Origin of the sequence: Streptomyces ipomoeae 91-03 (assembly GCF_000317595.1) — a bacterium.
In the GTDB taxonomy this organism is placed as follows: domain Bacteria; phylum Actinomycetota; class Actinomycetes; order Streptomycetales; family Streptomycetaceae; genus Streptomyces; species Streptomyces ipomoeae.
This window is the reverse complement of record NZ_AEJC01000415.1, coordinates 55,348-71,145: the sequence shown is the minus strand read 5'-3', so window position 1 is coordinate 71,145 and position 15,798 is coordinate 55,348. Positions and strand designations below refer to the sequence as shown.

At 72.6% G+C, this 15,798-nt stretch carries 1 protein-coding gene; it reads left to right on the top strand.

From position 1 onward, the window contains the following. Position 1: 1 nt before the first annotated feature. On the top strand, positions 2-15,796 hold the full coding sequence (locus STRIP9103_RS52860) for a type I polyketide synthase (RefSeq protein ID WP_009324865.1): 15,795 nt from the start codon (positions 2-4) through the stop codon (positions 15,794-15,796). The last annotated feature ends 2 nt before the right edge of the window (positions 15,797-15,798 follow it).

The window sequence follows — 15,798 nt, the reverse complement described above, 5'->3', positions numbered from 1 at the left end:
AATGGCCAACGACGAGAAGATTGTCAAGTATCTCAAGCGGGTGACGGCGGACCTGCATCAGGCGCGCCGGCACATCTCCGAGCTCGAGGCGCAGCAGTACGAGCCGGTCGCGATCGTCGGCATGGCGTGCCGACTGCCGGGTGGTGTCGCCTCGCCGGACGACCTGTGGGACCTCGTGGCGAACGGCCGCGACGGCGTCACCCCGTTCCCGACCGACCGCGGCTGGGACCTGGACAAGCTCTACGATCCCGACCCCGACCACCCCGGCACGTCGTACGCCCGCGACGGCGGATTCCTCGCCGACGTCGCCGACTTCGACCCCGCTTTCTTCGGCATCTCACCGCGCGAGGCCCTCGCGATGGACCCGCAGCAGCGGCTGATGCTGGAGACCACCTGGGAGACCATCGAACACGCCGGCATCGACCCCACCTCGCTGCGGGGCGCGGACGTGGGCGTCTTCACCGGCGTTTCGTACCAGGACTATCTGAGCCGGCTCGCCGAAGTGCCCAAGGGACTGGAGGGCTTCCTCCTCACCGGCGGCTCCAACAGCGTCCTCTCCGGCCGTATCGCCTACACCCTCGGGCTGGAAGGCCCCGCGGTCGCCCTCGACACCGCCTGCTCGTCCTCCCTCGTCGCCATCCACCTCGCCGCGCAGGCCCTGCGCGCGGGCGAGTGCTCCATGGCGCTCGCCGGCGGCGTCGCCGTCATGACCACCCCGAACGCCTTCCTGGAGTTCTCCCGCCAACGCGGACTCGCCCGCAACGGCCGCTGCAAGTCCTTCGCCGCCTCGGCGGACGGTACGGGCTGGGCGGAGGGCGTGGGCGTGGTGCTGCTCGAACGCCTCTCGGACGCCCAGCGCCACGGCCACCGCATCCTGGCGGTCGTACGAGGCTCCGCCGTCAACCAGGACGGTGCCTCCAACGGTCTCACCGCCCCCAACGGCCCCTCCCAGCAACGCGTCATCCGCCAGGCCCTCGCCAACGCCCGGCTCACCTCCACCGACGTCGACGCCGTCGAGGCCCACGGCACCGGGACCGTCCTCGGCGACCCCATCGAGGCCCAGGCCCTCCTCGCCACCTACGGCCAGAACCGCCCCGACGGCCGACCCCTCTGGCTCGGCTCCCTGAAGTCGAACATCGGCCACGCCCAGGCCGCCGCCGGTGTCGCGGGCGTGATCAAGATGGTCCAGGCGATGCGGCACGGCGTCCTGCCGAAGACCCTGCACGTGAACGAGCCGACGCCCCAGGTCGACTGGGCGGCGGGTGCCGTGGAACTGCTCACCGAGGCCCGCGACTGGCCCGAGAACGGCCACCCCCGCCGCGCCGCCGTCTCGTCCTTCGGCGTCAGCGGCACCAACGCCCACGTGGTCCTCGAACAGGCACCGGAGGTGGAAGCCGCCGAGACCGAGGCCGCCGTCGAGCCTCCGGTCACGGCGCTGGTGCTCTCCGGCCGAGGACGGTCGGCGCTCACCGCCCAGGCACGGCGGCTGTTGACACGTATGGAAACCCCCGAGTCCCTGCTGGACCTGGGTCACTCACTGGCCACCACCCGGGCCCGCCTCTCCGACCGCGCCGTTGTCATCGCGGACGACCGAGGAAAGGCACGGGAGGCCCTGGCCGCTCTCGCCGAGGGCGAGACCCACCCCGATGTCGTGACGGGGACGACCGTGGCGGGTCGTCTGGCGGTGTTGTTCACCGGGCAGGGGAGTCAACGGGTCGGTATGGGGCGGGAGTTGTACGACGCCTTCCCCGCGTACGCGTCAGCTTTCGACGAGGCGTGCGCGGCGCTCGACCGGCATCTGGCCGGGCACGCCCCGTACCCGGTGGCGGAGGTGGTGTTCAGCGATCCGGACGGCTGGCTGGACCGGACGCTGTACACGCAGTCGGGGCTGTTCGCGGTGGAGACCGCGCTGTTCCGGCTGGTGGAGTCGTGGGGTGTACGGCCGGACCAGGTGGCCGGGCATTCGATCGGTGAGCTGACGGCCGCTCACATCGCCGGTGTCCTGGATCTGGAGGACGCGGCGAAGCTGGTGGCCGCCCGCGCCCGTCTGATGCAGTCCCTTCCCTCCGGCGGCGCGATGATCACGACGACGGCTCCGGCGGAGGCGGTGGCGGGTCTGCTGACCGAGCGCACCGCCATCGCCGCGTACAACAGCCCCGCCAACACGGTCATCTCAGGCGACGCCGAGGAGATATCGGCGATACGGGAGACGCTGGCCGAACAGGGGCACCGAGTCCGGGAGTTGAAGGTCTCCCATGCCTTCCATTCGCCGTTGATGGACCCGGTGCTGGAGGAGTTCGCGGCCATCGCGGGCACGGTCACCTTCCGCCGGCCGCGCATCCCGCTCGTCACGGCGGCGGAGGGCGACCCGCTCACCCCGGACTACTGGGCGCGCCACATCCGCGACTCCGTCCGTTTCGAGCAGGCGGTCCGTACCCTCGCCGACCAGGGCGTCACCACCTACCTCGAACTCGGCCCGGCCCCGCACCTGACCTCGGCGGTCAACGACACCCTCGACACCACCGCCTGCATCCCCACCCTCCGCCCCGACCACCGCGAACCCCACGCCCTGCTCACCGCCCTCGCCACCCTCCACACCCGCGGAACCTCCCTCGACTGGCCCGCCATCCTCCCCGGCGGCAAACGCGTCGACCTCCCCACCTACGCCTTCCAACACCAGCGCTACTGGCTGGACGCCACCCGAGCCGCCTCCGACGCCGTCGACCTCGGACTCATGGCACCCCAACACCCCTTGCTGCGCGGCAGGTTGGACCTCCCGGGCGCCGGAGGCGTCGTCCTCACCGGTCATCTCACCCGGCAGTCACAGCCCTGGCTGGCCGATCACACCATCGCCGGTACGGTCCTGATGCCGGGCACCGGTTTCGTCGAACTCGCGCTGCACGCCGCGCAGGAGACCGGCTGCGCGGGCATCGAGGAACTCGTCATCGAGGCACCGCTGCCGATCCCCGAGCGCGGCGGCATCCACCTCCAGGTCATGGTCCAGCCGACGGAGGGCGGCGGTGGCAGAGGCAGCGGTGTGGGAGACGGCAGCCGGGCCGTCAGCATCCACTCCCGGCCCGCCGACGCCGACCCCGACGCCCCGTGGACCCGCCATGCGAGCGGCACCCTCACGACGACCGCCCGGCCCGCCGACTTCGACCTCACCACCTGGCCGCCCGAGGGCGCCGAGCCGCAGTCGGTGGACGGCATCTACGACCGGGTGACCGGCGCGGGCTACGACTACGGCCCCGCCTTCCAGGGCCTGCGCGCGGCCTGGATCCGGGGCGAGGAGACGTTCGCCGAGATCGAACTGCCCGAGGACCATCACGAGGCGGCGGCGGAGTACGGCATCCACCCCGCGCTGTTCGACCCGGCGCTGCACGCGATGGCCTTCGGCGCCGGGGCGGAGCCCGGCTCGGGTTCGGGAGCCGCGTCCGGTCGTACGCTCATGCCGTTCGAGTGGAGTGCCGTACGGCTGCACGCCACCGGGGCCACACGGCTGCGCGTACGCATGACGTCCCCGGGCGGCGACCGCGTCACCCTCCGACTCGCCGACAGCACCGGCGCCCCCGTACTCTCCGTCGAGGCGCTGGCGCTGCTGCCGCTCTCCGACGACCAGGTCCCGGCCGGGGCCGGAACCGTTGCCGACTCCGGCTATCGGCCGGCGTGGGTCGCACTGCCGACGGACCCGAGCGGCACAGACAGCGGCGCATACCTCGACGCGGTCCCCGTCACCTCGGCCGACGACGTCCACCGACTGGCGGCGGGCGAGGCCCCCTCGACCGCCCTGTTCGAACTCGCAGCCGGGACGGACGACCACACTCCCGCCGCCGTCCACGCCCAGGTCGCGCACACCCTCGCCGCCCTCCAGGCCTGGTTCTCCGAACCCGCCCTCAACGACACCCACCTCCTCGTCATCACCCGCGGCGCGGTCACCACGGGCCACGACGACGCGCTCACGGACCTCGCCACCGCCGCCGCCTGTGGTCTGATCCGCTCGGCGCAGAACGAGAACCCGGGGCGCATCACACTCCTCGACCTCGCCCCGGGTACGGACGTGACCGCGATCCCGGCCTCCGCGCTCACCGCCGGCGAACCCCACCTCGCCCTCCGCGCGGGCACTCTCCACGCACCCCGGCTCACGAAGGCCCCCGCCCCGGAAGCAGCGGCCCCCAACACCTCCGACACCGACACCGACACCGACGCCGACGATGAGACCGGCACCGGCACCGTCCTCGTCACCGGCGGCACCGGCTCGCTCGGCCGTCTGCTGGCCCGCCACCTGGTGACCGGGCACGGCGTCCGCAACCTCCTCCTCGTCAGCCGCAGCGGCCCCGACGCCCCCGGCGCCGACGATCTCCACGCCGACCTGACCGCCCTGGGCGCCGACGTCCGCATCGAGGCCTGCGACATCACCGACCGCGAGGCACTGGCGCGGCTCCTCGGCACGATCCCCGGGACCACTCCGCTCGCCGCCGTCATCCACACGGCCGGTGTGCTCGACGACGGCGTGATCACCGCCCTCACCCCCGAACGGCTGGCCACGGTCCTGCGGCCGAAGGCGGACGCGGCCTGGCATCTCCACGAGCTGACCAAGGACCGGGGCGACCTCAAGGCGTTCGTCCTCTTCTCCTCCCTCGCCGGACTCATCGGCGGCCCCGGCCAGGGCAACTACGCCGCCGCCAACACCTACCTCGACGCCCTCGCCCACCACCGCCGCGCGGCCGGACTGCCCGCCACCTCCCTCGTCTGGGGCCTGTGGGAGCAGACCGGCGGCATGACGGACCACCTGGACGGCGCCAGCACCCAGCGCATGTCCCGGGGCGGCATCACCGCGCTCACACCCGAGGAAGGCCTCGCCCTCTTCGACACCGGGCTCGCCACCACCGACGCCACCCCCGTCACCACGAAGCTCGACCACGCCGCACTGCGCGCCCAGGCCGCCGACGGAACGCTGCCCCATCTCTTCCGCAACCTCGTACGCCGAACGACCCGGCAGGCCGGAAACTCCGGCGACGCGGCCACCGGCGCCACGGCCCTCGCCGCCGGGCTCGTCGGGCTGAACGACGACGAGGCCCAGCGCGTCCTCCTCGACGCCGTCCTCGGCGAAGCGGCGACCGTCCTCGGCTACGCCTCGGCCCACGACCTGGACGCCCAGCACGCGTTCACCGACATCGGCTTCGACTCCCTGACCGCGGTGGAGCTCCGCAACCGGCTGACGACCCTCACCGGTATCCGCCTGCCCGCCACCCTCCTCTTCGACTACCCGACCCCCACCACACTCGCCACCCATCTGCGCCTCCAGCTCACCGCCGAGGGCGCGACAAGCCCCGGCAGCCGAGCCAGGGCGAAGGGCGGGACGACCGTACGACTCGACGAGCCGATCGCCATCGTCGGCATGGCATGCCGCCTCCCCGGCGGCGTCACGTCCCCCGACGACCTCTGGGACCTCGTCGCCACCGGCCGCGACGGCATCACACCGTTCCCCACCAACCGGGGCTGGGACCTCGACACCCTCTTCGACTCCGACCCCGACCAGCCCGGCACGACGTACGTCAGCGAGAGCGGCTTCCTCCACGAGGCGCCCGCCTTCGACCCGGTCTTCTTCGGGATCTCCCCACGCGAGGCACTTGCCATGGACCCGCAGCAGCGGCTGCTGCTGGAGACCGTGTGGGAGACCTTCGAGGACGCGGGCGTCGACCCCGGCACCGTACGAGGCCAGGACGTCGGGGTCTTCGCCGGCCTGATGTACCACGACTACGCGGCGGGCATCCGGCGCATCCCGCAGGAGATCGAGGGCTTCCTCGGCCTCGGCACCTCCGGCAGTGTGCTGTCCGGGCGCGTGGCCTACCTCTTCGGCCTCGAAGGCCCCGCCGTCACGGTCGACACCGCGTGCTCGTCGTCCCTCGTCGCCATCCACATGGCGTCGCAGGCCCTCAGGTCGGGGGAGTGCTCGATGGCGCTCGCCGGTGGTGTGACGGTGATGTCGACACCGGGCGCGTTCACCGAGTTCTCCCGCCAGCGCGGACTCGCCGCCGACGGCCGCTGCAAGTCGTTCGCCGCCTCGGCGGACGGCACCGGGTGGTCGGAGGGCGTCGGTGTCGTACTCCTTGAACGCCTGTCCGACGCCCGACGCAACGGCCACCGCATCCTGGCGGTCGTACGAGGCTCTGCCGTCAACCAGGACGGTGCGTCCAACGGTCTCACCGCCCCCAACGGCCCCTCCCAGCAACGCGTCATCCGCCAGGCCCTCACCAACGCGGGCCTCGAACCCTCCGCCGTGGACGCCGTCGAGGCCCATGGCACCGGCACGACCCTCGGCGACCCCATCGAGGCCCAGGCCCTCCTCGCCACCTACGGCCAGGACCGCCCCGACGAACAGCCGCTGTGGCTGGGCTCGTTGAAGTCCAACCTGGGGCACACCCAGGCCGCCGCCGGTGTCGCGGGCGTGATCAAGATGGTCCAGGCGATGCGGCACGGCGTCCTGCCGAAGACCCTCCATGTCGATGAGCCCACCCCGCAGGTCGACTGGTCGGAAGGCGCCGTCGAACTCCTCACCGAGGCCCGGCCCTGGCCCGAGACCGGCCACCCCCGTCGCGCCGCTGTCTCCTCCTTCGGCGTCAGCGGCACCAACGCCCACCTCATCCTGGAACAGGGCCCGGAGTCCACGCCGGCCGGAGAACAGGCACTGGCCGAACTCCCCGTGACCCCGCTGGTGTTGTCCGCCCGGGGAAGCACCGCCCTGGCGGCGCAGGCACGGCGACTGCTCACACACATGGACGACGCGCGGTCCTTGCTGGACCTGGGCTACTCGCTCGCCACGACACGCGCCCCGCTGTCGGACCGCGCCGTGATCGTCGCCGACGACCACGCGCGGGCACGGGCGGCCTTGGAGGCCTTGGCCGAGGGCGGAACGCATTCCTCACTCGTCACCGGCAGCCCTGTGCAGGGTCGTCTGGCGGTGTTGTTCACCGGGCAGGGGAGTCAACGGGTCGGTATGGGGCGGGAGTTGTACGACGCCTTCTCCGCGTACGCGTCAGCTTTCGACGAGGCGTGCGCGGCCCTCGACCGGCATCTGGCCGGGCACGCCCCGTACCCGGTGGCGGAGGTGGTGTTCAGCGATCCGGACGGCTGGCTGGACCGGACGCTGTACACGCAGTCGGGGCTGTTCGCGGTGGAGACCGCGCTGTACCGGCTGGTGGAGTCGTGGGGTGTACGGCCGGACCAGGTGGCCGGGCATTCGATCGGTGAGCTGACGGCCGCTCACATCGCCGGTGTGCTCGACCTGGAGGACGCGGCGAAGCTGGTGGCCGCCCGCGCCCGCCTGATGCAGTCCCTGCCCTCCGGCGGCGCGATGATCACCACCACCGCCCCGGCGGAGACGGTGGCGGGTCTGCTGACCGAGCGCACCGCCATCGCCGCGTACAACAGCCCCACCAACACGGTCATCTCAGGCGACGCCGACGACATCGCGGCCATCCGCGACGCTCTCACCGAACAGGGGCACCGAGTCCGGGAGTTGAAGGTCTCGCATGCCTTCCATTCGCCGTTGATGGACCCGGTGCTGGAGGAGTTCGCGGCCATCGCGGGCACGGTCACCTTCCACCGGCCGCGTATCCCGCTCGTCACGGCGGCGGAGGGCGACCCGCTCACCCCGGACTACTGGGCGCGCCACATCCGCGACTCCGTCCGCTTCGAGCAGGCGGTCCGTACCCTCGCCGACCAGGGCGTCACCACCTACCTCGAACTCGGCCCGGCCCCGCACCTGACCTCGGCGGTCAACGACACCCTCGACACCACCGCCTGCATCCCCACCCTCCGCCCCGACCACCGCGAACCCCACGCCCTGCTCACCGCCCTCGCCACCCTCCACACCCGCGGGACCTCCCTCGACTGGCCCGCCATCCTCCCCGGCGGCAAACGCGTCGACCTCCCCACCTACGCCTTCCAACACCAGGACTACTGGCTCGTACCGGCCGACCACGCCCCCCTCGACGCCACCGGCCTCGGCCTCACCACCCCCGGCCACCCGCTCCTCGGCGCGATGACCCAACTGCCCGACAGCGGCGGCCATCTCTTCACCACTCAGCTGTCCTCGCGGACGCACCCCTGGCTGGCCGACCACTCCATCGCCGGTACGGTCCTGATGCCGGGCACCGGTTTCGTCGAACTCGCGCTGCACGCCGCGCAGGAGACCGGCTGCGCGGGCATCGACGAACTCGTCATCGAGGCACCGCTCGTGATCCCGGACGGGGTGGCCGTCCAGCTCCAGGTGACGGTTCAGCCACCGGCCGGGGACGGCAGGCGGGCGATCGGCATCCACTCCCGTATCGCCGGTTCGGGTTCCGAGGCGGCCTGGACCCGTCACGCGAGCGGCGCCCTCACAACGGCCTCCCGCCCGGCGGACTTCGACCTCGCTGTCTGGCCGCCCGAGGGCGCGCAGCCCATCCCGCTCGACGGCGCGTACGAGACGCTGGCCGACGCCGGGTACCACTACGGCCCCACGTTCCAGGGGCTCAGCAGGGCGTGGAGCCGCGGTGACGAGGTGTTCGCCGAACTCACCGTGCCCGACGACGAGGCCGGGGCGTACGGCATCCACCCCGCGCTGCTGGACACGTCGTTCCATGCCGCGATGTTCGCCTCGCGCAGGGACGACGGCGACGAGACTCCGACGCTCCTGCCGTTCGCCTGGAACGGCGTCACCCTGCACGCCACCGGTGCCACCCACGTCCGCGTCCGGATCTTCCCCGCCGGCCGGGACGCCACCGCCGCCCAGATCGCGGACGGCACCGGCGCCCCGGTCGCCACCGTCGAGTCGCTGGTGGCACGACCCGTGGTCGCCGAGCAGCTTGAGGCAGCGGGCCCGGCGAACTCCCTCCACCGGCTCGGCTGGACGGAGATCACCACCTCCGAGACCGATGTACTGGAGGCCGTCACCGTCTCCGGCGCGGACGATCTACGAGGCCTGCGGGACCTGCGAGGCCTTGATGTGCCTCCGCCGGTCATCCGGTTCGACGTACGAGGAGGGACGGACGCCGAGGCCGTCCACGCGGCGACGACACACGCCCTCGCCTTCCTCCAGGCCTGGCTCGCCGAGCCCGCACTCGACGCCAGCCACCTCCTCGTCGTCACCCACGGGGCAGTGGCCACCGGGCCCGACGACCAGGTCACCGACCTCGCCGCCGCGGCGGTCCGGGGCATGGTCCAGTCGGCCCAGGCGGAGAATCCGGGCCGTATCACCCTCCTCGACACCGACGCGTCCGACGCGTCCGACGGCCCCACGGCTGATGTCCCGGCCACCGTCCGCACCCTCGGCGAACCCGAACTCGCCCTCCGCGCGGGCAAGCTGTACGCACCGCGCCTGGGCAAGGCGACCGGCAACGGCGAACCCATCGCGCTCAACCCGAGCGGCACGGTCCTGATCACGGGCGGCACCGGCTCGCTCGGCCGACTGCTGGCCCGCCACCTGGTGACCGGGCACGGCGTCCGCAACCTCCTCCTCGTCAGCCGCAGCGGCCCGGACGCCCCCGGCGCCGACGACCTCCGTACCGAACTCACCGCCCTCGGCGCGAACGTCCGTATCGAGGCCTGCGACATCACCGACCGCGACGCACTCGCCGCACTCCTCACCGGCACACCACTCACGGCGGTCGTCCACACCGCCGCCGTCTTCGACGACGGCGTCGTCCGCACGTACACGCCGACGCAGCTCGCCAACGTCCTCGGCCCGAAGGCCGACGCGGCATGGCACCTGCACGAGCTGACCAAGGACCGGGACGACCTGGACGCGTTCGTGCTGTTCTCCTCGGCGACGGCGACCGTCCTCGGCGCGCCCGGCCAGTGCGGTTACGCGGCGGCGAACGCCTACCTCGACGCGCTCGCCCAGCACCGCCACACGCTCGGCCTGCCCGCGACGGCGCTGGCCTGGGGCCTGTGGGAGCAGTCGGCGGACCTGCTGAGCCATGCGGACCTGCGGCGCATCCGCCGTACCGGCATGGTGGCGCTGTCGAACGACCACGGCCTCCGGCTCTTCGACACGGCACTGACCGTCCCGCATCCCGTCGTGATCCCGGCCGAACTGGACCACGACACCCTGCGCGGCCGAGCCTCCCGCGACCAGCTCTCCAAGGTCCTCAGTGGGCTCGTCCGCGCGCCCCGCCGAGCCGCGAGCGCGGCGGACGCGGCGACCGGTGACAGCACCGGACGACTCCTCGACCGGCTGGCCGCGCTCAGCGGGACGGAGGCGCGGCGCACGCTCCTCGACCTCGTCCGGGGCGAGGCGGCGGCCGTACTCGGCCACGCGTCGGCCGACCTCGTCGAGGCGGAGCGCGCCTTCAACGAGATCGGCTTCGACTCCCTCACGGCGGTGGAACTGCGCAACCGGCTGACCACCCTCACCGGGATCCGCCTGCCCGCCACGCTCCTCTTCGACTACCCGACCCCGACGACCCTCACCACCCACCTCTGGTCGGAACTCGACCTGACGGACAATCGGCCCTCCGCCACCCCGTCCCTTCCCACCACGAACCCCACCCCCACGCTCGACGAACCGATCGCCATCGTCGGCATGGCCTGCCGTCTGCCCGGCGGGGTGCGTTCGCCCGAGGACCTCTGGGACCTGGTGACGGCCGGCGGGGACGGCATCGGCCCGTTCCCCACCGACCGCGGCTGGGACCTGGACGCCCTCTACGACCCCGACCCGGAGAACACGGGAACCTCGTACGTCCGCGAGGGCGGTTTCCTGCACGACGCGGCCGACTTCGACCCCGCCTTCTTCGGGATCTCGCCCCGCGAGGCCGTCGCCATGGACCCGCAGCAGCGGCTGATGCTGGAGACGGTCTGGGAGACGTTCGAGCGCGCGGGCATCGACCCGGGCGCTGTGCGCGGCGAGGACGTCGGCGTCTACACCGGCCTGATGTACCACGACTACGCGTCGGGACTGCACGAGATCCCGCAGGAGGTCGAGGGCTTCCTCGGCCTCGGCACGGCGGGCAGCGTGCTCGCGGGCCGGGTCGCGTACCTCTTCGGCCTCGAAGGGCCGACGATGACCATCGACACGGCCTGCTCGTCGTCGCTGGTCGCCCTCCACACGGCGACGCGCGCGCTGCGTGCCGGGGAGTGCTCGATGGCGCTCGCGGGCGGTGTGACCGTGATGAGCAGTCCGGGGACGTTCATCGAGTTCTCCCGGCAGCGGGTGTTCGCGGCCGACGGGCGCTGCAAGTCGTTCGCGGCAGCCGCCGACGGCACGATCTGGTCGGAGGGCGTCGGCATGCTCCTGCTGGAGCGGCTGTCCGACGCCCGGCGCAACGGCCACCACGTCCTGGCCGTGGTCCGTGGTACCGCCGTCAACCAGGACGGCGCCTCCAACGGGCTCACCGCCCCCAACGGCCCCTCCCAGCAACGCGTCATCCGCAAGGCGCTGGCCGACGCGGGTCTGGCCCCGACCGCCGTCGACGCCGTCGAGGCGCACGGCACCGGCACCGCCCTCGGCGACCCGATCGAGGCACAGGCGATCATCGCCACCTACGGTCAGGACCGGCCCGACGACCGGCCCCTGTGGCTCGGCTCCCTCAAGTCCAACGTGGGCCACACCCAGGGCGCCGCCGGTGTGGCTGGTGTGATCAAGATGGTCCAGGCGATGCGGCACGGCGTCCTGCCCAGGACCCTGCACGTCGACGAGCCCACCCCGCAGGTCGACTGGTCGGAAGGCGCCGTCGAACTCCTCACCGAGGCCCGCGACTGGCCCGAGAACGGCCACCCCCGCCGCGCCGCCGTCTCGTCCTTCGGCATCAGCGGCACCAACGCCCATGTCGTCCTCGAACAGGCTCCGGACAGCACCATCCCGGACATCATCACCCCGGACACACTCACCCCCCACCCCCTCCCGGCGACCCCTCTCGTCCTCTCCGCCCGAGGCCCGGCCGCCCTCGCCGGCCAGGCCCGCCGCCTGCTGAGCCACCTCGACGGCACCCACTCCCTGCTCGACCTGGGGTACTCGCTCGCCACGACCCGTGCCCAGCTACCGGACCGCGCCGTGATCGTCGCCGAGGGCCATGAGCAGGCGCGGGCGGCCTTGGATGCCCTGGCCGAGGGCGGTACCCATGTCTCCCTCGTCACCGGCAGCCCCCTCCAGGGCCGTCTGGCGGTGCTGTTCACCGGGCAGGGCAGTCAACGCCCAGGCATGGGCCGGGAGTTGTACGACGCCTTCCCCGTGTACGCACAGGCCTTCGACGAGGCGTGCGCGGCCCTCGACCGGCATCTCGCCGGACACGCCCCGCACCCGGTGGCGGAGGTGGTGTTCAGCGATCCCGACGGCTGGCTGGACCGGACGCTCTACACCCAGACAGGCCTGTTCGCCGTCGAGACCGCGCTGTACCGGCTCGTCGAGTCCTGGGGCGTACGGCCGGACCACGTGGCCGGTCACTCCATCGGCGAGCTGACGGCCGCTCACATCGCCGGTGTGCTCGACCTGGAGGACGCGGCGAAGCTCGTGGCCGCCCGCGCCCGCCTGATGCAGTCCCTGCCCTCCGGCGGCGCGATGATCACCACCACCGCCCCGGCCGAGACCGTCGCCAAGCTGCTCACCGAGCGCACCGCCGTAGCCGCGTACAACAGCCCCACCAACACGGTCATCTCCGGCGACGCCGACGACATCGCGGCGATCCGGGACACCCTCATCGAACAGGGCCACCGCGCACGGGAGTTGAAGGTCTCCCACGCCTTCCACTCACCCCTGATGGACCCGATCCTGGACGAGTTCGCGGCCATCGCCGACACCGTCACATACGAAGAGCCACGAATCCCACTGATCACAGCGGCAGAAGGCGACCCGCTCACCCCGGACTACTGGGCACGCCACATCCGCGACTCCGTCCGCTTCGAGCAGACCATCCGTACCCTCGCCGACCAGGGCGTCACCACCTACCTCGAACTCGGCCCCACCCCACATCTCACCTCGGCCGCCAACGACACCGTCGGCACTCCGGCCTGCGTCCCGACCCTCCGCGCCGACGACCCCGAACCCCGCGCGCTCCTCACCGCCGTCGCCGTCCTGCACACCCGGGGCATCCCCCTCGACTGGCCGGCCCTCCTCCCCGGCGGCAAGCGCGTCGACCTGCCCACCTACGCCTTCCAGTACCAGCCGTACTGGCTGGACACGGCACCCCGGACCTTCGACGTCACGTCGGCGGGGCTCTCAGCCCCCGAACACCCCTTGCTGCAGGGAAAGTTGGATCTGCCCGGCTCGGGTGGCGCCGTGTTCACCGGGGTGATCTCACTGAAGTCCCAGCCGTGGCTGGCCGATCACTCCATCGCCGGTACGGTCCTGATGCCGGGCACCGGTTTCGTCGAACTCGCGCTGCACGCCGCCCAGGAGACCGGGTACGCCGGTGTCGACGAACTCATCATCGAGGCGCCGCTCGTCATCCCGGAGCACGGTGCGGTCCAACTCCAGGTCGCCGTCCAGGCGGACGCGGGAGTGACCGTCCACTCGCGGCCGGAGGGCGACGACCCCGGCATTCCGTGGACGCGTCACGCGAGCGGCACCCTCACCACGACGGCCGAGCCCGCCGACTTCGACCTGTCCGTCTGGCCGCCGGAGAACGCCCGGCCGCTCGCCCTCGACGCCGCCTACGAGGCCGTCGCGGCAGCCGGGTATCACTACGGTCCTGTCTTCCGGGGGCTGACGGCCGCGTGGACACGGGGCGACGAGGTCTTCGCGGAGGCGGCGCTGCCCGAGGAACACCACGAAGGCGCGGCCCGCTACGGCATCCACCCCGCCCTCCTCGACACGGCCTTCCACGCGTCGATGCTCACCGGCGACCACGAGGGCGGCGAAGGGCGGACGATGCTGCCCTTCGCGTGGAACGGGGTCACCCTCCACGCCGCCGGCACCCCGCACATCCGCGTCCGCGTGGTCCGGTCGGACACCGGCGCCACCACCGCCCAACTCGCGGACTGCACCGGTGCCCCCGTGGTCGCCATACGGTCCGTCGTCGCCCGCCCCGCCGCCACCGACCGGCTCGCCGGGCCCACCCCGGGCGCCGAGTCCCTGTACCGAGTCGAGTGGCACAAGGCCGTCACGAACCCCATCCAGGCCGAGCCGGCCGCCGTACCCGTCGACGGCCCGCAGGACATCGCCGACCTCGCGAAGGCGACGGCCGCCGGATCACCCGCACCCGAGCTGATCGTCCTGGAAGTCGCCGGCACGACAGAGGAGACCGGCGACCGCCCCGAAACCGTGCACGCGCTCACCACGCACGTCCTCTCCGTCGTACAGGCATGGCTGGCCGAACCGTCCCTCGACGGCACCCGGCTGCTCGCCGTCACCCGGGGCGCGGTCGGTGTCGACACACACGACCCCGTCACCGACCTGGCGGCCTCGGCCGTATGGGGCCTGCTGCGGGCCGCCCAGTCCGAGCACCCCGGCCGTGTCGTCCTCGTGGACCTCGACGACGACGCGCCCGACTGGTCCACGGCGGCCGTACTGCCGGCCGCCCTGTCGACCGGAGAACCGCAAGTCGCCCTGCGCGGCGGCACGGCATACGTCCCCCGTTTCGTCCGAGGAGCCGCACACGCCCCGCACCCGCAGACCGGCGGCACCGGAACCGAGGACAACACCACCGGTACGGCCGTGACCCTCGACCCGAACGGCACCGTCCTCGTCACCGGCGGCACCGGTTCCCTCGGCGCACTCGTCGCCCGGCGCCTGGTCACCGCGCACGGCATCCGTCACCTCCTCCTGACCAGCCGCAGCGGACCGGGCGCTCCCGGAGCCGCCGAGCTCAAGGCCGAGCTGACCGAACTCGGCGCGCGGGTACGGATCGAGGCCTGTGACGCCACCGACCGCGAGGCGCTGGCGGCGCTGCTCGGCACCGTCCCGGACAGCGTGCCGCTCACCGCTGTCGTCCACACGGCCGGCGTACTCGACGACGGTGTGCTCACCGCGCTCACCCCGGAGCGGCTGTCGACCGTCCTCGCGCCGAAGGTCGACGCGGCCTGGAACCTCCATGAACTCACCAAGGACCGGGAGTTGGGCGCGTTCGTCCTGTTCTCGTCCGTGTCGGGGCTCATGGGCGGTGCCGGGCAGGGCAACTACGCGGCGGCCAACGCCTACCTCAACGCGCTCGCCCACCACCGCCGCACCGAGGGCCGGGCCGCGCTCACCCTCGCATGGGGCCTCTGGGACCAGGCGGGCGGTATGACGACCGGGCTCACCGAGACCGACCGCAAGCGGCTGGCCCGTGGCGGACTCGCGCCGCTCGGCACCGACGAGGGGCTCGCCCTGTTCGACGCCGCGCTGCGCGACGGCGACACCGCGCTCGCCGTACCCGTACGGCTCGACTACACGGCCCTGCGCGCGCAGGCGTCCGACGGCACGCTGCCGCATCTGCTGCACGGGCTCGTCCGGCGGGTACGACGCGCGGCGATCGCCCCGGCCGGCGCGGCGCCGGTCGAGGAACCGCTCGCCGTACGGCTGGCCGGGCTGTCCGCCGAGGAGCAGGAGGCGACGCTGCTGACGCTGATCAGGGGCACCGCCGCCCAGGTCCTGGGCCTGCCCGCCGCGGAGAGCTTCCCCGCCGACGCGTTCTTCTTCGAGGCGGGCTTCGACTCGCTGACCGCCGTCGAGTTGCGGAACCGGCTGAGCGAGGCCACCGCCGTACGGCTGTCGTCGACGTTCGTGTTCGACCACCCGACCGCGCAGTTGCTCGCCGAGCAACTGCGGCAGGAAATCACCCAACAGAGCACACAAAGCGCACAGAGCACACAGACCGCACAGATCGCTCAGGAGGATTAGGC

Excerpts from the sequence above, each read along its gene's own strand:
- STRIP9103_RS52860 (WP_009324865.1), top strand. The coding sequence starts at position 2 with ATGGCCAACGACGAGAAGATTGTCAAGTATCTCAAGCGGGTGACGGCG.